At 71.4% G+C, this 21,771-nt stretch carries 16 protein-coding genes; 11 read left to right on the top strand and 5 right to left on the bottom strand.

The window, feature by feature from the left end:
- Positions 1-6 precede the first annotated feature (6 nt).
- From OO60_RS24385 to OO60_RS24340, 9 genes are all read left to right on the top strand, one after another.
- Positions 7-2,187 (top strand): discoidin domain-containing protein, encoded by a 2,181-nt coding sequence (locus tag OO60_RS24385; protein WP_033262123.1) that lies wholly within the window; start codon positions 7-9, stop codon positions 2,185-2,187.
- Between the two features lie 114 nt (positions 2,188-2,301).
- Positions 2,302-2,976 carry a response regulator transcription factor gene (locus OO60_RS24380; protein ID WP_003067066.1) on the top strand — a complete coding sequence of 225 codons (675 nt, stop codon included), beginning with the start codon at positions 2,302-2,304 and terminating at the stop codon, positions 2,974-2,976.
- Positions 2,973-4,373 (top strand): sensor histidine kinase, encoded by a 1,401-nt coding sequence (locus tag OO60_RS24375; RefSeq protein WP_003067064.1) that lies wholly within the window; start codon positions 2,973-2,975, stop codon positions 4,371-4,373. Before OO60_RS24380 ends, OO60_RS24375 begins: the two co-directional genes overlap by 4 nt.
- Before the next feature lie 1,121 nt (positions 4,374-5,494).
- The gene (locus OO60_RS24365) at positions 5,495-6,502 is read left to right on the top strand and encodes a LacI family DNA-binding transcriptional regulator (protein WP_003067060.1); all 1,008 of its coding nucleotides are present in this window, start codon (positions 5,495-5,497) and stop codon (positions 6,500-6,502) included.
- Positions 6,503-6,904: 402 nt separating this feature from the next.
- Positions 6,905-8,281: an ABC transporter substrate-binding protein gene (locus OO60_RS24360; protein WP_033262122.1), complete on the top strand. Its 1,377-nt coding sequence runs from the start codon at positions 6,905-6,907 to the stop codon at positions 8,279-8,281.
- Positions 8,259-9,227, top strand: a complete 969-nt coding sequence (locus OO60_RS24355; RefSeq protein WP_003067055.1) for a carbohydrate ABC transporter permease — start codon at positions 8,259-8,261, stop codon at positions 9,225-9,227. Before OO60_RS24360 ends, OO60_RS24355 begins: the two co-directional genes overlap by 23 nt.
- Positions 9,224-10,093 (top strand): carbohydrate ABC transporter permease, encoded by an 870-nt coding sequence (locus OO60_RS24350; protein WP_003067051.1) that lies wholly within the window; start codon positions 9,224-9,226, stop codon positions 10,091-10,093. Before OO60_RS24355 ends, OO60_RS24350 begins: the two co-directional genes overlap by 4 nt.
- Before the next feature lie 33 nt (positions 10,094-10,126).
- The gene (locus OO60_RS24345; RefSeq protein WP_003067047.1) at positions 10,127-11,704 is read left to right on the top strand and encodes a glycoside hydrolase family 13 protein; all 1,578 of its coding nucleotides are present in this window, start codon (positions 10,127-10,129) and stop codon (positions 11,702-11,704) included.
- Positions 11,705-11,777: 73 nt separating this feature from the next.
- Entirely contained in the window at positions 11,778-12,296 is a 519-nt protein-coding gene (locus OO60_RS24340) for a GNAT family N-acetyltransferase (protein WP_205624113.1), read from the top strand.
- Here the strand turns inward: OO60_RS24340 and OO60_RS24335 are convergent.
- Positions 12,286-13,620: an LVIVD repeat-containing protein gene (locus OO60_RS24335; protein WP_003067042.1), complete on the bottom strand. Its 1,335-nt coding sequence runs from the start codon at positions 13,618-13,620 to the stop codon at positions 12,286-12,288. The genes OO60_RS24340 and OO60_RS24335 overlap by 11 nt on opposite strands.
- Before the next feature lie 104 nt (positions 13,621-13,724).
- On the opposite strand from OO60_RS24335, the gene OO60_RS24330 reads away from it, so the two are divergent.
- The gene (locus OO60_RS24330; protein ID WP_003067039.1) at positions 13,725-15,170 is read left to right on the top strand and encodes a peptide ABC transporter substrate-binding protein; all 1,446 of its coding nucleotides are present in this window, start codon (positions 13,725-13,727) and stop codon (positions 15,168-15,170) included.
- 92 nt (positions 15,171-15,262) lie between these two features.
- Here OO60_RS24330 and OO60_RS24325 read toward each other — a convergent pair whose 3' ends face one another.
- A complete protein-coding gene (locus OO60_RS24325) occupies positions 15,263-16,144 on the bottom strand; it encodes a LysR family transcriptional regulator (RefSeq protein ID WP_003067037.1) in 882 nt (293 codons plus the stop codon).
- 71 nt (positions 16,145-16,215) lie between these two features.
- Between OO60_RS24325 and OO60_RS24320 the strand changes: the two genes are divergently transcribed.
- Positions 16,216-17,226 carry an SDR family oxidoreductase gene (locus OO60_RS24320; protein ID WP_003067034.1) on the top strand — a complete coding sequence of 337 codons (1,011 nt, stop codon included), beginning with the start codon at positions 16,216-16,218 and terminating at the stop codon, positions 17,224-17,226.
- On the opposite strand, the gene OO60_RS24315 is transcribed toward OO60_RS24320, so the two are convergent.
- The 3 genes from OO60_RS24315 to lpdA form a co-directional block, all read right to left on the bottom strand.
- Positions 17,223-17,957 (bottom strand): SDR family oxidoreductase, encoded by a 735-nt coding sequence (locus OO60_RS24315; RefSeq protein WP_003067031.1) that lies wholly within the window; start codon positions 17,955-17,957, stop codon positions 17,223-17,225. The genes OO60_RS24320 and OO60_RS24315 overlap by 4 nt on opposite strands.
- 59 nt (positions 17,958-18,016) lie before the next feature.
- Complete coding sequence (locus OO60_RS24310; protein ID WP_003067027.1) at positions 18,017-19,924, bottom strand: S8 family serine peptidase; 1,908 nt, start codon at positions 19,922-19,924, stop codon at positions 18,017-18,019.
- A 330-nt stretch (positions 19,925-20,254) separates the two neighbouring features.
- The gene (gene lpdA / locus OO60_RS24305; protein ID WP_033262121.1) at positions 20,255-21,646 is read right to left on the bottom strand and encodes a dihydrolipoyl dehydrogenase; all 1,392 of its coding nucleotides are present in this window, start codon (positions 21,644-21,646) and stop codon (positions 20,255-20,257) included.
- Positions 21,647-21,771 lie beyond the last annotated feature (125 nt).

Below are 21,771 nucleotides of genomic sequence, written 5' to 3'. Positions count from 1 at the left end.
GAGGTGATGACGATGTCCCGCATCCCGGCTCTGCTCGCCGCCGCGCTCGCCGCGTCCGGCCTGACCGTGCTGGCCGGCGCCACCCCGGCCGCCGCGGCCACCTGCCCCACCACGGCTTCCGGCGGCGCGAGCGTGCCGTTCCGGACGGTCGAGGCCGAGTGCTCGGCGACCAACGGCTCGGCGGTCGGACCCGACTACACGCAGGCTTCGCTGGCCTCCGAAGCCTCCGGGCGGCAGGCGGTCCGGATCACCACCGGCCAGTACGTCGAGTTCACGCTGCCCGCCGCGGCCAACTCGATCAACGTCCACTACAGCGTCCCGGACGGCTCTTCGGGCCGCCTCACGGTCTTGGTCAACGGGACCAGGCTGGCCCTTCCGGTCACCTCGCGATACTCCTATGTGGACACCGGCTGGATCCCCGGCGCGAAGACGCACCACTTCTTCGACGACACGCGGCTCCTGCTCGGGCAGAACCTGGCCGCGGGCGCGAAGGTGCGCGTGCAGGCCGACTCCGGTGACGTCGGCCAGGCGACCATCGACCTCGCCGACTTCGAGCAGGTCGGCGGCGCGGGCACGAAACCGGCGAACGCGCTGTCGGTGACCGACTACGGCGCCACGGCGAACGACTCCTCGGACGACTCGCAGGCGTTCCGCACTGCGCTGTCCGCCGCACGCTCGCAGGGGCGCGAGGTGTGGGTGCCGCCGGGGCGGTTCGAGATCGGGTCGGCGCTGCAGATCGACCAGACCACGGTCCGCGGCGCGGGCCAGTGGTACACCGTGCTGCACGGCAACAACATCTTCAACAACGGCAGCGCGTCAGGGAACATCAAGCTGTACGACTTCGCCGTCTTCGGTGACGTGACCGAGCGCAACGACGGCAGCCCGGACAACGCGTTCCACGGCGTCCTGGGCACCGGTTCGGTCGTGTCGGGCCTGTGGATCCAGGACACGAAGTGCGGGCTGTGGCTGATGAACGGCGCCTCGTCGAACCTCACCATCGAGAACAACCGCATCCTCGACACCCAGGCCGACGGCGTCAACTTCGACGGCGCCGTGACGAACTCGACGCTGCGCAACAACTACCTGCGCAACAACGGCGACGACGGGCTCGCGCTGTGGTCCAACGGCCAGGCCGACTCGGGCAACTCGCTGCTCAACAACACGGTCGTGCAGCCGAACCTGGCCAACGGGATCGCGCTGTACGGCGGTTCGAACAACACGGTCAGCGGCAACCTCGTCCAGGACACCAACGCCCTCGGCGGCGGCTACCTGGTCGCCAACCGGTTCAACTCGGTACCCCTGTCCGGCACGGTGACGCTGGCGAACAACACCGCGCTGCGGGCCGGGGCGCTCGACCCGAACTGGCAGTTCGGCGTCGGCGCGCTGTGGTTCGACGCCCGCGACCAGGCCATCACCGGCGTCACCATCCGCGTCACCGGGTTCACCGCGATCCAGAGCCCGTACGAGGCCATCCAGTTCATCGACGGCAACGGGCAGGGCAAGCAGATCCAGGGCATCACGCTCGACGGCGTCTCGGTGCAGGGCGCGGGCACGTTCGTGGCGCAGTCGCAGACGCAGGGGTCGGTGTCGATCAGCAACCTGACGGCCTCCGGCGTCGGCGTGACCGGCACGTACAACTGCCCGTACCCGGCGTCGATCCCGCGCATGACCTTCGGCGGGTCCGGCAACAGCGGCTGGAGCGGCACCTGGGGTGACTGCTCGACGTGGCCCGCGCCGAACTCGGGGCCGCCGCAGCCGCCCCAGTCCGGCACCAACCTGGCGCGCGGCAAGGCGATCAGCGCGTCCGGGTCTCAGGGTGGCTTCCCGCCGTCGAACGCGAACGACGGCGACGCGAACTCCTACTGGGAGAGCACGAACAACGCGTTCCCGCAGACGCTGACGGTGGACCTGGGCGCGGCGGCGTCGATCTCCAAGGTGACGCTGAAGCTGCCGCCGTCCTCGGCCTGGGGCGCGCGTACCCAGACGGTGACGATCTCCGCCAGCACCGACGGCGGCTCGTACACGACGCTGGTGGGTTCGCGCGGCTACGCGTTCGACCCGGCGTCCGGCAACACGGCGTCGGTGTCCTTCACGGCGACGTCCCAGCGGTTCGTGCGGCTGACGTTCACCGGCAACACCGGCTGGCCCGCCGGCCAGGTCTCGGAATTCGAGGTGGCCGCGGCTTAGGTCCGATGGGCGCAGTGTGACGAAACCGCACGGCGGCTCGACGGTTCCGCACGGGACCGCCGGGCCGCCGTGTGCTGCACTACCATCGCCGGGAGATCATCCCGGGGAGGGCCAGTGCCGCGTCTGCTGCTCGTCGAGGACGACGAACCGCTGGCCGAGGCGCTTTCGCTGGCGCTGGGCGCGCTGGGCCACGACGTCGTCCACGCCCCCACCGGCGAGCACGCGCTGACCGCGCTGGGCGACGCCGAGTTCGTCCTCCTCGACGTGATGCTGCCCGGCATCGACGGCTTCGAGGTCTGCCGCCGCATCCGCGCGCGCAGCCGGTTGCCGATCGTGCTGCTGACCGCGCGCGGCGACCCGATCGACGTCGTCGCCGGGCTCGAATGCGGTGCCGACGACTACGTGGTCAAGCCGGCCGAACCGCGGGTGCTCGACGCGCGGATCAAGGCGATCGGCCGCCGCGCCCGGCCGGCCGTGCCGGAGGCCGGCCTGCGGCACGTCGGCGGGCTGGAGATCGACGCCGCCGCGATGAGCGTGACCCGCGACGGCGAGGAGCTCGCGCTGACCGCCACCGAGATCCGGCTGCTCGTCGAGTTCGCCGAGCACCCGAACCAGGTGCTCAGCCGGCAGGTGCTGCTCAAGCGGGTCTGGGACTACGGCTACGTCGGCGACTCGCGGATCGTCGACGCGGCGGTCGCGCGGCTGCGGGCGAAGGTGGAGGACGATCCGGCGAACCCGGTGCTGCTGCGGACGGTCCGCGGACTCGGCTACCGGCTCGTGACGAGGTGAAGCTCCCGGCCGTCAGCCTGCGGACCCGGATCGTGGCGGCCATCGTCGCGGTGACCACCACGGCGACCGCGGTCATGGCCTACACCGCCTACCAGGTGCAGGCGGACGAGGCCGTGGGCCGGTTCGCCTGGTCGGCCGTGCGGAACACGGCGGCCGACCGGAAGGTCTTCCTGGAATTCGCGGGGCCGGAGTCCGCGGACCGGCTCGGCCCGGACCCGGACTGGGCGCTGGTGTTCGACCGGCCCGGCGGCGGGCTCGAAGTCGTGCGGAGCGCCGCCGGGTACGAAGGGCTCATCCCGGTTCCGGACAAACTCACGATGCTGCGGGCCGTGCGCGGCGACCTGTTCCCGCCCGGAAAGGGGCCCGAGCAGCTCACCTCGCGCTACACGAGCGTGCCGCAAACCGGCCGGAAGGTGTTCGTGGTCAACGCGAACCTGCCGAAGGACGGCTACCACCTCGTCGAGTTCTTCGACTTCAGCCGGTTCGACGACGACCTGACCGCCCTGCGCTGGAAGCTCGTCCGCATCGCGCTCGGGGTGAGCGTGCTCGGCGTCGGCGCCGCCCTGCTCATCGGGCGCCGGATCCGCCGTCCGATCGCGGCGTTGTCCACGGCGGCCGACGAACTGGGCGCGGGCGCGCTCGGCACCCGGGTCCCGGTCAAGGGCCGCGACGAGGTCGCCGCGCTCGCCGCGTCGTTCAACACGATGGCCGCGCGGCTCGGCGAGTCCATCGACGAGCTGCACGCGAAGGACCGCCAGCAGCGGCGGTTCGTCGCCGACGTCGCTCACGACCTGCGGACACCGCTCGCCTCGATGCTCGCCACCGTCGACAGCCTCGACCACGCCGAGCCCGCCACCCGCACCCGCGCCGCCGAGATCCTCGGCACCCAGACCCGGCGGCTGGCGAAGCTCGTCGAAGACCTCCTCGAGATCGCCCGGTTCGACGCCGGGAAGGCCGACCTGCGGGTGGCCCCGGTCGACCTCGCCGACCTGGTCCGCGACACCGCCGAGGTCGTCGGCACCGAGGCCGCCGTGACGGCGACCGGGGACGTCACCGTCGTCGCCGATCCGCGGCGGGTGCACACCGTGGTGGCGAACCTGCTGAGCAACGCCGTCCGGCACGGCGCCGCACCGGTCACGATCACCCTCGACGGCACCGGTGACGACGTCGTCGTGCGCGTCGCCGACGCCGGCCCCGGGGTCCCGGAGGAGCTGCTGCCGATCCTGTTCGACCGGTTCACCCGCGGTGACCACGCGCGTCAGGTGACCGAGGGCAGCGGGCTGGGCCTGGCGATCGCGCGGGAGAACGTGCTGGCGCACGGCGGTTCGCTCGCGGTGCACAACGACGGCGGTGCCGTGTTCACCGTCCGGCTCCCCCGCGGCGCCGCGAACGCCTGACCGGCGGCCGGCTCGCGCGGGTGCTGCCCGTCGAAGTACGGCAGCGGCAGGCAGGCGAGCAGCGCCGCGGTGGCGAGCAGCGGGAGCGGGCGGAGGTCCCGTGCCGGGCTCAGCCACAGCACCACGGCGAAGTTGACGACGAGCAGGAAGCCCCAGCGCGCCCAGTCCCAGCCGGCGAAGGCCAGCAACGCGGGCGCGGCGACCGCCGCGACGGCGAGCGCGTCGAGGCGTTGCAGCAGGGCGCCGACCACGACCACGGCGAAGATCGGAGCCACGTACAGCAGGACCTCGGTGATCGAGTACAGCTGCCAGCTCTGGCTCTGGGTGCGTTCGAACAGGGCCAGCGCGTCGGCTCGCGGGGTGAAGTCCGCGGTCGCCAGCGCGGTCCCGAGCCGCGCGACCGCGCCCGCGCTCGACGCCGGAAGCGCGAGCACGGCGAGTTCCGCGACGACCGGCGGCACGAGCAGCATCGCCGTGCTCCGCAGCGGGAATTGCCGCAGCAGCACGACCGCGAAGACGGGGAGCACGGTGAGCGCCGCGATCTCGTGGGTGCACACCGCGGCCGTCAGCAACCCGGACGCCACCGCGGGCCGGCGCGGCAGCTGCCACAGCGCGCCGAACAGCAGCAGGTACAGCAGCTGCTCGAAGTAGCCGACCTCGTGGAAGAGGAATCCGCCGGACGGCAGCAGCAGCCAGCCGGCGACCAGGAGCTTCCGGGCGGGGTGCCGGGTACGGGCGAACGCGACGGCCACCGCCACGAGCAGTGCGGCGAGGACGGCGAACGCGGCGGCCGCGAACACCCAGTACGCGTACCCGGTCGCGAGCGCGAGCGGGCGGAGCAGGGTGCCGACGAGGAACCGGCGGTGGAAGCCGTCGGTCAGCGAGACGGCTTCGAGCGTCACGGCCCAGTCGCCCGGCAGCCGGAACCCGCGGTAGGCGGCGAGGAGCAGCGCGAACGCGGTGAGCGCGGTCAGGCCGCGGGACGTCGTGGTGCGGTCGAGGGTGCTGGTCACGACGCCAAGCTAGGAACGGGATGTGCGTACTCCATGACCGTTGATCACCGGTTCCGCACCAAGGTGGCACGTCGTGCTTTTGCGCTCAATTGCTGTAAAGTTTCGGTCATGACGCGTCGTCTTGCCGAAGTCGCCCGCCAGGTCGGGGTCAGCGAAGCCACGGTCAGCCGGGTGCTCAACGGCCGGTCCGGGGTGTCCGCCAGCACCCGCGCCGCCGTGCTCACCGCGCTGGACGTGATGGGGTACGAGCGGCCGACCCAGCTGCGGGGCGAGCGCGCCCGGCTGGTCGGGCTGGTGCTGCCGGAGCTGCAGAACCCGATCTTCCCGGCACTGGCCGAGATCATGGGCAACGCCCTCGCCCAGCAGGGCTTCACGCCGGTGCTCTGCACGCGGACGGCGGGCGGGGTGTCCGAAGCGGAGTACGTCGAGCTGCTGCTGCAGCAGCAGGTGTCGGGCGTGGTGTTCGCCGGCGGGTTGTACGCGCAGGCGGACGCCGTCCATTCGCACTACCACCACCTCGTCGAGCGGCGGTTGCCGACGGTGCTGATCAACGCCGCGGTCGACCACCTCGGGCTGCCCCAGGTGTCGTGCGACGACGCGGTGGCCGTCGAGCAGGTCGTCGGGCACCTGAGCTCGCTCGGGCACGAGAAGATCGGCCTGGTGCTGGGCCCGTCGGACCACGTCCCGTCGCAGCGCAAGCTCGAGGCGTTCCGGTCGTACGCGGCGAAGCTGGGCTTGCCGGTGCTGGACGAGCTGGTGGAGCACGGGATGTTCTCGATCGAGGGCGGCCACGCGGCGGCGGCCCGCCTGTACCCGCGCGGGGCGACGGCGGTGCTGTGCGCGAGCGACCTGCTGGCGCTGGGCGCGGTCCGGGCGGCCCGGCGCCAGGGGCTGTCGGTGCCGGAGGACATCTCGGTGGTCGGCTACGACGACTCGGCGTTGATGAACTGCACCGACCCGCCCCTGACGACCACCCGCCAGCCGATCGAGGCGATGGGGCGCGCGGTGGTGGAGCTGCTGGTCAAGCGGATCAACGGCGGCGAAGTGGCGGCCGAGGAGCTGCTGTTCGCTCCGGAGCTGGTGGTCCGGGGGTCGACGGCCCGCCGCACGGCATAGCTCCTCCCTTCGAAGGCGCGACGGCTCGTGAGCCGTCGCGCCTTTTCGTGCGCCCGCGTTCCGGACGACACGCGTACCCAGCCAGTCGGCCCGCGCACCCCGACAGTCGGCCCGCGTACCCAGGCAGTCGGCTCGCGCACCCCGACGGTCGGCTCGCGGGGTCGGCCGATCGGGGCAGGTTTCCGCGAACCGACCCTCCAGGCACGCCGGCCGACCCTCCAGGTACGCGAACCGACCCGCCAAGGACGCCAGCCGACCCTCGACGTGCGGGGCCGTCCCCTAGCGGTCGCAGCCTGTTCGTAACTTGCAGATTCTCGTCGGCTTATTGCGCCGATCCGGTTCACCACTTTAGAGTGACCGCAATCACGTGACAGCCGTCGCGACCCCGAGAAGAGGCTTGAGATGAGCAGTCCCTGGTCCAGAACCGCCACCCGACGGATGTTCTGCCTGCTTGCCGCCGGTGGGCTGGCCCTCTCCGCAGCCGCCTGCGGGGACGGCGACACCGCGGCCCAGACCGGCGGCAAGGTGAAGATCACCGTCACCGGCCAGCCGCCGACCAGCCAGCCGTTCGAGCGCAGCGTCTTCGACGCCGACGTCAAGGAGTTCGAGGCGGCGCACCCGAACATCGACATCGATCCGCACGAAGGCTTCATGGACCCGAAGACCTTCTCCGCGAAGCTCGCCGGCGGGCAGCTCGAAGACGTCTACTACGTCTACTTCACCGACCCCGCGCAGATCATCGCCCGGCACCAGGCCGCCGACATCACGGAAGCCGCGAAGAGCGTCCCGCACATCAACGACATCAAGCCGGAACTACTGGACAACTTCCGCGACGCGAACGGCAAGCTCTACGGCCTGCCGACGATGAACTACACCATGGGCCTGCTCTACAGCCGCCCGCTGTTCCAGAAGGCCGGGCTCGACCCCGACAAGCCGCCGCAGACCTGGGACGAAGTCCGCGAAGCCGCGAAGAAGATCTCCGCGCTCGGCAACGGTGTCGTCGGGTACGCCGACTACAGCAAGAACAACCAGGGCGGCTGGCACCTGACCGGCTGGCTCTACTCGATGGGCGGCGACATCGCCCGCAAGGACGGCGACAAGTGGGTCGCCGACTTCGCCAACGAGAAGGGCAAGCAGGCCCTGCAGTACCTGCACGACATGCGCTGGACCGACAATTCCATGGGCGCCAAGCAGCTCCTCGAAGCCCAGGACGTGCAGCGGATGATGGGCGCCGGCCAGCTCGGCATGTACATGGCCGCCCCGGACAACGTTCCCGTGCTGGTCAAGCAGTTCAACGGCAAGTACGAGGACTACGGCATCGCGGGCATGCCCGGCGGCCAGGGCACCCTGCTCGGCGGCGAGGGCTACATGGTCAACCCGAAGGCCTCGCCCGAAAAGATCAAGGCCGGCCTCGAGTGGATCCAGTGGAAGTACCTCAACCCGGACCGCTTCGAGAAGCACATCCAGCAGTACGTCGACGGCAAGCAGCCGGTCGGCCTGCCCGCCGAGCCGACCCCGGACGTCTGGACCGGCGCCGTCCGCGAGCAGCAGCTGGCACTGAAGGCCAAGTACGCCAACGTCCCCGCGAAGAACTTCCAGTCCTATGTGGACACCACGAGCAAGATCAAGGGCAGTATCGAGCCGCCGAACGCGCAGCAGATCTACGCCGCGCTCGACAGCGTGATGCAGGCGGTCCTCACCGACCAGAACGCGAACATCGACCAGCAGCTGTCGTCCGCGTCGTCGAAGGTCAACAGTGTCCTCGCCCAGGTCAAGTAGCCTGCTCGCCTGGCCCGCGGCGAAACCGTCGCGGGCCGGGCGCCCGGCCGCCACGCAGGTCAACCGGACCCGGCTCAAGCGCAAGCTCAAGGAGAACCTCACCGCCTACGGCCTCCTCTGCGCCGCGCTCGTGGTGTTCGCGCTGTTCTCCTGGTACCCGATCGTGCGCGGGGTGCTGCTGAGCTTCCAGCAGGTCGACTTCGTCAACGCGCCGACGTGGGTCGGCTTCGACAACTTCGCGAAGCTGTTCGACGACCCGCTGTTCGGCGTCGCCTGGCGCAACACGCTGCTGTTCACCGGGCTCGCGCTCGTCTTCGGGTTCGCCGTCCCGTTCCTCACCGCCGTGCTGCTGAACGAACTGAGGCACGCCAAGGCGTTCTTCCGGCTCGCCGTCTACCTGCCGGTGATGCTGCCGCCCGTGGTCACCGCGCTGATGTGGAAGTGGTTCTACGACCCCGGTCCCGGCCTGTTCAACTCCGCGCTCGGCGCCGTCGGCCTCCCCGGCGGTCAATGGCTGGATTCGAGCGGCACGGCGATGCTGAGCCTGGTCTTCGTCTCGACGTGGGCCAACATGGGCAGCACCACCCTCATCTACCTGGCCGCGCTCGGCACGATCCCCGGCGAGCTCTACGAAGCCGCCGAGCTCGACGGCGCCGGGCTGTGGAAACGCCTGCGGCACGTGACCTTCCCGCAGACGCGGTTCGTCCTGCTGGTGCTCCTGCTGCTGCAGGTCGTGGCGACCATGCAGGTGTTCACCGAGCCGTACGTGATGACCGGTGGCGGCCCGGACGACTCGACGGTGACCGTGCTCCTGCTGCTCTACCGCTACGCCTTCGTCTACAACGACTTCGGCTCGGCGAGCGCGATGAGCCTGCTGCTGTTCGTGGCGCTCGGCGTGTTCTCCGCCTGGTACGTCCGGCTGACGCGGAAGGCGGACCAGTCATGAGAACGCTCGTCTCGCCCGGCGCGCTGCGCAGCCCGCGCGGCAAGCTCGTCTACGGCGTCGTCTTCGCGTGCACTCTGGTGGTCTTCGTCCTGGCCTTCATGTTCCCGCTCTACTGGGTCGTGACCGGCGCGATGAAGTCCCCGCAGGAGCTGGCGCAGACGCCGGCCACGCTCGTCCCGCACGAGTGGCACCCGGAGACCTTCGCCGACGCCTGGGACCAGCTCAGCCTGGGCAAGTACTTCCTCAACACGCTCGTCGTCGCGGGCGGCGCGTGGCTGGCGCAGCTGGCCATCGACGTCCCGGCCGCGTTCGCGCTGTCGAAGCTGCGGCCCAAGTTCGGCAACGTCGTGCTCGGCCTGATGCTGGCCACGCTGATGCTGCCGGCCACCGCGCTGCTCGTCCCGACGTACGTGACGGTGACGGACCTGCCGCTGCTGCACCTCAACCTGATCAACTCGCCGGCCGCGGTCTGGCTCCCGGCGGCGGCGAACGCGTTCAACATCTACCTGCTGAAGCGGTTCTTCGACCAGATCCCGGACGAGCTCATCGAGGCGGCGCGCCTCGACGGCGCCGGGCCGGTGCGCACGCTCTGGCGGATCATCCTGCCGATTTCGCGGCCGATCCTGGCCGTGGTGTCGATCCTCGCGGTGGTCACCGCGTGGAAGGACTTCATCTGGCCGCTGCTGGTGTTCCCGGACACCGAAAAGCAGACGCTCTCGGTGATGCTGCAGCGGGTGGCGATCGACATGCCGCTCAACGTGCTCGTCGCCGGAATGGTGCTGGCCAGCCTGCCGATGGTGGCGCTGTTCCTCGCGTTCCAGCGGCAGATCCTCGCCGGGCTGACCGCCGGCAGCCTCAAGGGCTGAGTTTTCCCGAAAACGACCAGGAGGGGCACTTTCGTGACCGACAAGACCGGCTGGTGGCGGAGCGCGGCGATCTACCAGGTGTACATCCGCAGCTTCGCGGACGGCAACGGCGACGGCGTCGGCGACCTCGCCGGCGTCCGCGCCCGGCTGGACCACCTGGCCGACCTGGGGATCGACGCGATCTGGTTCACCCCGTGGTACCCGTCCCCGATGGACGACGGCGGCTACGACGTCGCCGACTTCCGCGACATCGAGCCGCTGTTCGGCACCCTCGCCGAGGCGGAGGAGCTGATCGCCGAAGCCCACGCGCGGGACATCCGGGTGATCATCGACATCGTGCCCAACCACTGCTCCGACGAGCACCGCTGGTTCCAGGCCGCCCTCGACGCGGGCCCGGGTTCGCCGGAGCGGCAGCGGTTCTGGTTCCGGCCCGGCCGCGGCCCGGACGGCAGCGAGCCGCCGAACAACTGGAAGTCCCGCTTCGGCGGGTCCGCCTGGACGCGCGTGCCCGACGGCGAGTGGTACCTGCACCTCTACAGCTCGCGGCAGCCCGACTTCAACTGGGACAACCCGGAAATCCGCACCGAGTTCGAGGACGTGCTGCGGTTCTGGTTCGACCGCGGGGTCGACGGCTTCCGCATCGACGTCGCCGACGGCCTGGTGAAGGACCCGCACCTGCCCGACGTCGACGACGGCGACGAGACGCCGTTCTCCGACCAGGAAGGGCTGCACGAGATCTACCGGTCGTGGCGCAAGATCGCCGACAGCTACGGCGGGGAGCGCGTGCTCGTCGGCGAGATGTGGCTGCCGGACATGTCGCGGGCCGCGCGGTACCTGCGCCGCGACGAGCTGCACTCGGCGTTCAACTTCGACTTCCTGGTCTGCCCGTGGGATGCCGCGCGCTTCCGGGACGTCGTCACGCGCACGCTGCGCGCGCACGACGAGGTCGGCGCCCCGGCGGCGTGGGTGCTGTCGAACCACGACGTGACCCGGCACGTCACGCGCTACGGCCGGGAGGGCGACACCGGTTTCTCGTTCGCGAACCGGCTGCACGAGCTGCCGGTCGACCGCGAGCGCGGCACCCGCCGCGCGCGGGCGGCGGCCCTGCTGACGCTGGCCCTGCCCGGCGGGCTGTACGTCTACCAGGGCGAAGAGCTCGGACTGTGGGAAGTCCTGGACATCCCCGACGAGCTGCGCCAGGACCCGGTGTTCGCCCGGACCCGGGGAGCCGACCCGGGCCGCGACGGCTGCCGGGTGCCGATCCCGTGGTCCGGCGACGAGCCGCCGTTCGGCTTCGGCAGCGGCGGGGCGTGGCTGCCGCAGCCCGCCTCCTGGCGCGACTACACGGCGGAAGCGGAAGCGGCCGACCCAGCATCGATGCTGTCGCTGTACCGCGACGGCCTGCGGATCCGGCGGTCGCTGCCCGCGGGATCGCTGGAGTGGCTGTCGCTGGGCGAGGAGGTGCTGGCGTTCCGGATCGGAACCGGGTTCACGTTCGCGCTCAACTTCTCGGCCGCGCCCGTGCCCCTGCCCGCCGGCGAGGTCCTCTTGGCCAGCGGGCCGGTCGACGGCGAGCTGCCGACGGACACCGCGGTCTGGCTGCGCTCCTGAAGACACCGGAGGCCGTCGCCGGTCCGGCGGCGGTCTCCGGAATCCGCTTGCCGGACGCGGATAAGGTCGGGTGGTGTCCGAAGCACGCTTGGTCGTCCCCGACGAGAGCTACCACGAGTCGTTCCTCGCCGCCCTGCACGAGTTCCAGGAAGCGGGTGAAGACCTGGAGGTCCGGATGCCCGAGGTCGCCGAACCGGCGGCCTTCCACGACTGGCTCGAGCACCTGCGCTGGGCCGGCCTGGTGGGTGCGGCCCCCAGCGTGCGGGACCGGACGCCCCACCGCATCTACTGGTGGGTCGAAGCCGGCCGGTTCCTCGGCCGGGCCCGCCTCAACCTCCGGCTCACCCCGGAACTGACCGAGTTCGGCGGCCACATCGGCTACGACATCCGCCCCACCGCGCGCGGCCGGGGCCACGCGACGGCGTTGCTGCGCGCGGTTCTGGACACCGCGCGCGAGGCGGGCCTCGACCGCGCCCTGCTGACGTGCGCGCCGGACAACCACGCGTCGAAGCGGGTGATCGAACGCAACGGCGGCGTCCTCGCCGACATCAGCCAGGCCGGGCGGCTGCGCTACTGGTGCCCTACTTCGTGAGCTGCAGAATGTCGACGCCACGAGCGTTGTCGGCCACGTAGACGTACTTCCCGTGCCAGTAGGGCGCCCACGCGCTCGCGTCGCCCGGGCGGTAGTAGGCGATCTGCCGCGGGTTCGTCGGGTCGCTGACGTCGAGGAACCGCGTGCCCTGCGCGTAGAACGACTGCACCAGGATCTTCCCGCGGACGTCGAAGTAGTGCGCGGAGCAGTCGTCGGAGGCCGGGTCGCTGCCCTCCTGGCCGTTGACGCCCCACGTGCCGACGCTCTGCAGGCGGAACGGCTTCTCCGGCGTCGAGCGCCAGCCTTCGCCGTGGTAGGAGCCCGCCAGCGACGAGATCGTCAGGACGCCGTCGCCCGCGCAGCCGTCGACGAAGTTCTCCTCCGTCGCGTAGATCAGGTCCTGGCCGCGCCAGGCGCCGTCGCCGACGCGGTGGCCTGCCGGGTGGAAGCTGTTGTGCATGAACCGCGACGGTGCCGCGGTCTCGGCGATGCCGCCGCCGGCGTACGGGACCGGTTCGTGCGCGGTCGCCCGCCGGACCTTGTTCGTCAGCGGGTCGCGGTGGATCCCCGACGTCCAGTAGCCGCGGACGCCGCCGCGGCCGGACACCCAGGCCACGCCGTCGTCGTCCACCTGGACGTCGTGCACGTAGTCGGTCTTGCCGTCGTTGCGGGCCAGCTCGATCGGCTGCGGGTTCACCTTCGGGTGCTTCGGGTCGCGGACGTCGGTGACCCAGATCGGGCGGCCGCCCCAGTCGGCGGGCTGGTCGTCGGCCTTCGCCGGGCCGCCGGTCCAGAGGTAGCGGCAGCCGTCGACGCAGCTGGTCGTGTGGCCGGCCGGCACCTTCACGTAGCTGAGGATGGCCGGGGCCTCGGGCTTCGAGACGTCGACGACGTAGATGCCGGACTCGCCGGTGTGCGTGGTGCCGCCGTAGGCCCGCGGGTCGCGGGAGAGGAACACGAGCTTGCGGTTCTGGTCGACCTCGGTGTCCTCGGTCTCCCACAGGCCCGGCAGGCTGACCTGCCCGACCAGCTTCGGCGCGGCCGGGTCCTTCGTCAGGTCGTACACCTTCAGCCCGAACTCGCCGGACACGACCATGACGTCGCGGCGGCCGTAGTCGAGGAAGTTGATCGAGATGGCGCCGGCGGCGTCGGGGACGTTGCCGACGGCCTTGACGTTCTTGATCGCCCCGGGGTCGCCCGGCGTGCGGGCGGCCGGGACCGCGGGCTTGTCGTCCTCGCCGCAGGCGGCGGCCGGCAGCCCGGTCGCGACCAGCGTGGCGCTGACGGTGACGGCGGCGAAGCACGACCGCAACCAGGTGCGCACGCGAAACCTCCCAGAACGCTCCGAGCGTGACCGATCGAACGGTACGACGGAGATCAACCGGACACAACCGTCTTTCGTTGCCTTCCGACTGATAAGACTGGCGCATGCGCCTGTTCGCCCTGCTCGCCGTCCTGGCTCTGGCCGTCACCGGTTGTTCCGGTTCCGATCCCGCCCGGCCCGGTGTCCTGTCCGTCGGCCTGCGCGAGCCCGCGACGCTGCTGCCCGCCGACCTCGCCGACCAGGCGGGCCGGCTGGTGACCGGCGCCCTCTGGACCCCGCTGGCCGACTACGACGCCGCGTCCGGGAAGGTCACGCCGCGCGCGGCGGCGTCGATCGAGAGCACCGACCGGGTGCACTGGACGGTCAAGCTGCGGCCCGCGACGTTCCACGACGGCACGCCGGTCACCGCGCAGTCCTATGTGGACACCTGGCGGGTGGTCGCCGCGGCGCAGTGGGTCTCCTCCCCGGTCCTGACGAAGCTCCTGCGGGCCCGGGAAATCACGGCGACGGCCCCGGACACGATCGCTTTGACGCTCGACCGCCCGTCCGGCCAGGTACCCGCGCTGCTCTCCGCGCCGGGCCTGGTGCCGCTGCCGGCGTCGGTGCTCGCCTCCCGCGATTGGGACGGCTTCGCGAAGGCGCCGGTCGGCAACGGCCCGTACCGCCTGGACGGCGGCTGGCACCCCGGCGCGGGCGGCACGCTCAAGCGCGTCGGCGCCGCGAAGGCCGAGGAGATCGACCTGCGGGTCGGCGAGCCGTCGGCCCAGTACGACGCGGTCAAGGCGGGCACGCTAGACCTCGCCACCGAGGTCCCCGGCGCCCGGCACGAAGCCATGCACGGCGACTTCGCCGACCGCCACGCGACGTGGGCCCGGCCGGAGGCGGGCTACCTGGCGTTCCCGGTGACGAACCCGCCGTTCGCCGACGCGACGGTCCGCCACGGTTTCGCGCTCGGCGTGGACCGCGCGGCCCTGGAGGCGGGCCCGCTGGCGTACCAGGCCGACCCGGCCAAGGCCATGCTGCCCCCGGCGGACGCCCCGGGCGACCGGACGGGCACCTGCCGCCCGTGCAGCTTCGACGCGGCGGCGGGCAAGGCCCTCCTGAAGCAGGCGGCGTTCCCGGGCGGCGCCACCGTCTACTTCGGACCCGGAACGGAGGCGTGGACGCGAACGCTCGCGGTCGGGCTGCACAAGGCGCTGGACGTTTCCGTGACGGCGCAGGCGCTTCCGAATGCGGGGCCGCCCACTGGTCCATCCACTGTGGACGTCAAGCTGGCGACGGCGAGCCCGTACGAGCTGCTGTCCGGGCTGGCGGCGCAGTCGGGGTACACGGACGAGGTGTTCCGCCAGAACCTGGCACTGGCCGACGCGGCGGCGACCCCGCAGGAGGCGGGCGAGCTGTACCGCCTGGCGGAGAACCAGCTGCTGCGCGACCTCCCGGTGGCCCCGCTGTGGTCCGGGCACGGTCACGCGGTGTGGGGCCCGCGGGTCCACGACGTCACGACGACGCCGTTCACGGGCCCTGTGCTGGCCGCGATCGGGGTTTCGTGAGCCGGCCGCCGGAACCCTCGCCGAACCCCCGGTCAGGCGGTCTGCCGCGGCTTGTCGTGAGTGAGAAACAGTGTTCTAACCCTGTTTCTCACTCACGAGACCGTGGCGTGCTCGACGAGGGTTTCGATGAACGCCGCAGTTAGCGGGTCCGGAGCCGCGCGGGTGTAGGCCGCCAGGGTCCGGCGCACCGGCACCCCCGGCCGCAGCACCCGGCCTTCGAAGCCGACCGGCAGGACGTTCGCCGGGACCAGGGCCGGGCCCAGGCCCGCCGCCGCGAGGATCGGTGCCGCGGCCGTCTGCTCGGTGCGGACCGCCGCGCGGGGGCGGAAGCCGGCCGCCGCGCAGGCCGCGTCGACCAGCTCGGCCAGGCCGTTCCCCGGGGCGTAGTGGACCCACGCGCAGTCCGCGAGCGTCGCCAGGTCGACCTCGCCGGTCGTGTCGTCCTCCGAAGCGCCGTCGGACGGCAGCACCACGACGAACTCCTCCGTCCCCAGCTCCCGCACCGGCCCGGTCCAGTCGGCGGGGCACGGGCCGAGCGCGACGTCGGCCTCGCCCGCGGCCATCGCGTCGCGCAGCTCGTCCGCGTGGCGGAACTCGAGCAGCCGGACGTCGACGCCCGGCCGGTCGCGCCGCCACACGCGCAACGCCGGCGGCAGCACGCCCAGGCTCATCGAGTAGACCGTCGCCACCTGCAGCTCGCCCGCCGTCGTCCCGGACGCGAGGCGGGCGGCGCAGCGCGCGCGTTCGGCGTCGGCCAGCGCGGCGCGCGCGTGGGGCAGCATCGCCCGGCCCATCGGGGTGAGCCGGACGGCACGGGGCAGCCGTTCGAGCAGCGGGCCGCCGAGGCCGCGTTCGAGGGCCCGCATCTGGTGCGACAACGCCGGCTGCGTCACGTGCAGCTGCTCGGCCGCGCGGGTGAACGAGCCGGTGTCGACCACCGTGACCAGGTACTCCAGCTGCCGCAGACTCGTCATGAAGGCAGCTTATCGACTTGGTGACAAGTATGTCTTGGACTTATCGAAGCCCGGCGCCGAGGCTGGAACCCATGGAACGCAAGACAGCCTGGGTCGCCGGCGCGAACGGGATCATCGGCAAGAACCTCATCGAGCACCTGCGGGCGGCCGGCGGCTGGGACGTCGTCGGCCTCTCCCGCCGCGGCGGGACGGGGACGGTCGCGGTCGACCTGCTCGACCCCGCCGACACCCGCGCGAAGGCCGGCTCGCTGCAGCCCGCGACACACCTGTTCTACGCCGCCTACCAGGACAAACCGACCTGGGCGGAGCTCGTCCCGCCGAACCTGGCGATGCTGGCGAACCTCGTCGACGCCGCCCCGCCCGGCCTCGAGCACGTCAGCCTGATGCAGGGCTACAAGGTGTACGGCGCGCACCTCGGGCCGTTCAAGACCCCGGCGCGCGAAACCGACGCCGGGCACATGCCGCCCGAGTTCAACGTCGACCAGCAGCAGTTCCTCGAACGGCGGGCGGGCTCCTGGACGTGGTCGGCGATCCGGCCGTCGGTGGTCGGCGGCACCGCGCTGGGCAACCCGATGAACCTGGCGCTGGTGATCGCGGTGTACGCGTCGATCTCGAAGGAACTCGGGCTGCCACTGCGCTTCCCCGGCAAACCGGGGGCGTACGACAGCCTGCTGGAGATGACCGACGCGGGCCTGCTGGCCTCGGCAACGGTCTGGGCGACCGGCCACCAGGGCGCGTTCAACATCGCGAACGGCGACCTGTTCCGCTGGCGCGAGCTCTGGCCGAAGCTCGCGGCGTACTTCGGCCTCGAGGTCGCGCCGCCGCTGCGGATGTCACTGGCGGACGTCATGGCGGACAAGGGTCCACTGTGGACAACGATGGCCGGCCGCCACGGCCTGTCGGCGTCCTATGCGGAGGTGTCGGCCTCGTGGGCGTTCGGCGACTTCGTGTTCGGCTGGGACTACGACATGTTCGCCGACACGTCGAAGGCGCGCCGGGCGGGCTTCCACGAGTACGTCGAGACGGAGCAGATGTTCTACCGGCTCTTCGACGAGTTCCGCAAGGCGCGGGTGATCCCCTAGCCGCGGCCGATGAACGGCATGGTCGTCGCGGTAATGGTCAGGAACTGGACATTGGCGTCCAGCGGCAGCCCGGCCATGTACCGCACCGCGTCGGCGACGTGCCGGACGTCGAACGTCGGCTCCGCCACCACCCGGCCGTCGGCCTGCGGGATGCCCGCGGCCATCCGCTCGGTCATTTCGGTGGCCGCGTTGCCGATGTCGACCTGCCCGCAGGCGACGTTCCAGGCCCGGCCGTCCAGCGAGATCGACCGGGTCAGGCCGGTGACGGCGTGCTTGGTCGCGGTGTAGGCCACGCTCGCCGGGCGCGGGACGTGCGCCGAGATCGAGCCGTTGTTGACGATCCGGCCGCCGCGCGGGTCCTGGTCCCTCATCAGCCGCACGGCCTGGCGCGCGCAGAGGAACATCCCGGTCAGGTTGACGTCGACGGTCCGCTTCCAGTCCTCGACGGACAGGTCGGCGACCGTTCCGGCCGCGCCGATCCCGGCGTTGTTGAAGAGGAGGTCGAGCCGGCCCCGCCGGTCGCGGACGGCTTCGAACAATGCCTCGACGGCCTGCTCGTCGGCGACGTCGGTGGGCACGACGAGGGCGTTTTCGGACCCTGCGGCCGTTTCTTCGAGGGCGGCAGCGCGCCGCCCGGCCAGTGCGACGTGGTAGCCGTCGCCGAGCAGCGCCCGCGCCACGGCCCGCCCGATGCCCGATCCCGCTCCGGTGACCACCGCCGTCTTCGCCATGGTCCCGACCCTAACGAAAGAGGGCCCGGCGCACGCCGGGCCCTCTTCGCGGAAGGTGCCTACTTGGCGGCCACGCCCAGCGCGGCCAGTGCCGGGCCGGCCATGATCACGCCGTTACCAGTCACCGTGTCGAAGCCCGGTGTCCCGAGGTCGATCGCCGACGACACCAGCGCGGTGCGGATCTGGGCCGGGGTCGCCGTCGGCTTGCCGGACAGCAGCAGGGCCGCGATGGCCGCCGCGTGCGGGGCCGCCGCCGACGTGCCGAAGAACGGCTGGAAGCCGGTCACCGACGTCGCCACGCCGTCCGCCGCCGTGATGTCCGGCTTGCTGCGGACGGTGCCGCCGGTCGAGGACACGTTGCCCGGGGTGATCGCGGTGCCGTCCGCGTTGTAGAACAGGCGGCGCTTGCCGTCGGAGGAGAACCGCTCCCACTTGCTCGACGCGGTGAACAGGCCGGGGTACGGGCCGGCCGGGTTCGCCGGGTCACCGGTCTCCAGCGGCCTGCCGAACGCGGCCGCCGCCGGCGCCGCCGCGACGCTGAACGCGCTGGCCGCGGCCGAGTGGCCGTTCGTGACGCCGTTGGTGCTGAACGCCTTGAGCGAACCCGAAGCCACGAACCGGCCGCGGATGACGTTCAGGGCGATGAACCGGTCGGCGCCGCTGTACTTGACGACCGCGACCTTGTAGCCCGAGCCGGTGGTCGGCACGCTCGCGATCTCGTACGGGTTCTGCGAGCCGGACTGCGCGTTTTCGCTGGAGGCCACGACGCTGCCCGAGGAGTTCAGGATGAACAGGTCGTAGTCGTTGGCGGACTTGCCCCACGGGTCGGACCAGAACAGCGTCACCGGCTTGCCGAGCGAACCGGCCGAAAGGGCGTCGAAGTTCTGCGTGGTGCTGCTGGGGTCGAAGTCGTGCGGCGTGCCGGTGACGCCGCTGATCTTCGTCGAAGACGCGCGGAAGTCGCCTTCGTAGTAGCCGCTGGTGCCGTCGGTCGCGTTGCCCGAGTTGCCGGCCGAGGAGAAGTAGAGGACACCGGCCGCGGTCACGTCGTTGACCGCCTGCGCGACCTGCGTGTCCTGGAACGGCGACTCGTCGAAGTAGGAGACGTCGTCGACGATGATCTTGCAGTTGCCGGTGGTGCGCAGCGCGCGGATGTTGGCGGCGAAGCTGGCCTCGCTGGTGAAGGCGGTGGCGAAGCCGAGGGTGGCGTTCGGCGCGAGGTCGTGGATGATCTCGAGCATCGCGGTGCCCTCGTCGCCGCTGCCCTTCTGGCCGGACAGGACGTCCACCGCGGGCAGCTCGCCGGCGCTCTGCGACTTCGCCAAGGAGTCGACGCCGTCGGAGAGCACGCAGACCTTGATGCCGGAGCCGCTGACGCCGTAGGTGGCGCGGGCGGCGTCGGCACCGTGGGCCTTGTCCCCTTCGGACACCTGGGTCGCGGCGGCGGCCGCCTTGACGGCCGCGGGCGCGGCGGCGTCGCGGTTGCCCGGTTCGCGCCAGGTGGTGGCCTGCGCGGCGGGCTTCACCTCGACGACGTCGGCGCGGCCGGCGATGGCGTCCAGCGCGGACAGCGGCAGGTCGGCGCGAACGGCCCCGTCCGGCGAGGCGAAGCGGACGGTGCCGCCGGCCGCCTTGACGGCGTTGGCGACGCCCTGGTCCCGGGAGGAGATGTCGACCGCGACGGTCCCGGCGGAGCTCACCCCGACGCCCGAGCGGTAGTCGGGCAGCTTCGCGGCCAGCGACCGGTCGGCCCGCAACCGCTTCTCGACGACCAGCTGGCTCGATTGCTTGCGCTCGGCGGGGCTCAGGGTCTTCTTGATGCTCTGCAGTGCGCTGATGCCCGCCTCGGTGCGCGCGGCCGCGGCGTCCACGGTGGACGGCTGCGCCGCCGAAACCCCGGTCGTCAGCAGCAGGGTGCCGACCGTCAGCGGAACCGCGTGCGCGGCGACCCGGCTGAATCTCACCATCGATGTCTCCCTGTGGTACTCGGTCACTCGACCGAATGACACCCAACCGGGTGTAATGGGAAGAATCTAAGGAGCGAGTGCCCCGGATTCCAGCGACCAAAGTCGGGAAGGCCCGCTGGTCCACATGCTGGAACGATCAGGGAAACGTGAGAACTATTTCTCCGGCCGGGCCCGGGCCTGCCGACCCCGGTGCCCGCGGCGGCCTCCACGGCGGCGCGCTTCCTCGGCCCGCATAGTCCATTTTGGACGGTTACGCGATCACCCGAGCTCTCTCGGGGCCCCTCCGGCTCGCGCCCGCGGGCCGGAGGGGTGCGCGGAGCTTCGACGTCCCTACAGGTTGATCATGTGGCCGGCGAGGCCGTGGAGGGCTTCCTTCACCGCTTCGCCCAGTGTCGGGTGGGCGTGGACGTTGCGGGCCACCTCGTGCACCGTCAGGTCCCACTGCTGGGCCAGGGTCAGCTCCGGCAGCAGTTCCGTCACGTCCGGGCCGATCAGGTGCCCGCCGATCAGTTCGCCGTACTTCGCGTCGCTGATCAGCTTCACGAAGCCGCCCGCGTCGCCGAGGCCCTGGGCTTTTCCGTTGGCGGTGAACGGGAACTTCGCCACCTGGACGTCGAAGCCCTTCTCGCGGGCCTGTTCCTCCGTCCAGCCGAAGCTGGCGATCTGGGGCTGGCAGTAGGTCGCGCGCGGGATCATCGGGAAGTCGAGCTCCATCGTCTCGGCGCCCGCGATCGTCTCCGCCGCCACCACGCCCATCGACTCGGACGCGTGCGCCAGCATCAGCTTCGCCGTCACGTCGCCGATCGCGAAGATGTACTCGACGTTCGTGCGGCCGCGGCCGTCCACGGCGATCGCGCCGCGCTCGGTCAGCGCCACGCCCGTCTTCTCCAGGCCGTAGCCCTCCACGCGCGGCTGGAAGCCGATCGCCTGCAGCACCTTGTCGGCTTCCAGGACCTGCTGCCCGTTCTTCTCCGAAGACACCGTCACCCGCACCGACGGACCGGAGTCGTCGATCGACTCGACCCGGGTGGACGTCAGCACCTTGATGCCCAGCTTGCGGTAGCGGCGCGCGAGTTCCGCCGACACCTCCGCGTCCTCCAGCGGCACCATCCGGTCCAGGAACTCGACGATGGTGACGTCGACGCCGTAGTTGTGCAGCACGTAGGCGAACTCGACGCCGATCGCGCCCGCGCCGGCGATCACGATGCTCGACGGCAGCTCGCTCGAGAGGATCTGCTCTTCGTACGTGACGACCCGTTCGCTGCGCGAGGTTCCCGGCAGCAGCCGCGTGGTCGCGCCGGTGGCGATGATGCAGTGGCCGAAGGTGATCCGCTCGCCGTTGACTTCGAGGGTGTGGTCGTCGACGAAGGTGCCGTGCCCGTCGAACTCGGTGATCTTGTTCTTCTTCATCAGGAAGTGCACGCCCTTGACGCGCCCGTCGGCGACCTTCCGGCTGCGCTCGTAGGCGGCCGTGTAGTCGACCTTGATCGGGCTGTCGGAGGAGATGCCGAACGCCTTCGCCTCCTGGGTCACCACGTGCGCCAGTTCGGCGTTGCGCAGCAGCGCCTTCGACGGGATGCACCCGACGTTCAGGCAGACGCCACCCCAGTACTTCTCCTCCACCACGGCGGCGCTGAGCCCGAGCTGGGACGCGCGGATCGCCGCGACGTAGCCACCGACCCCGGCCCCCAGCACGACTACATCGAAGTGTTGTGCACTCATGCCCCGAAACTACCCCTTCGGACCGGGCAGAGCGGGGTGACCCGGGCCTCACGCCGCCGGTGCGGAGGACGACCACGAGGCCCCTCCGGCGCGGTGCCCGGAGGACCGGGCGCGGCTGCCCACGG

The sequence above is a fragment of the Amycolatopsis vancoresmycina genome (genome assembly GCF_000716785.1).
GTDB classification, from domain to species: domain Bacteria; phylum Actinomycetota; class Actinomycetes; order Mycobacteriales; family Pseudonocardiaceae; genus Amycolatopsis; species Amycolatopsis vancoresmycina.
This window is presented reverse-complemented; position numbering and strand designations above follow the sequence as displayed.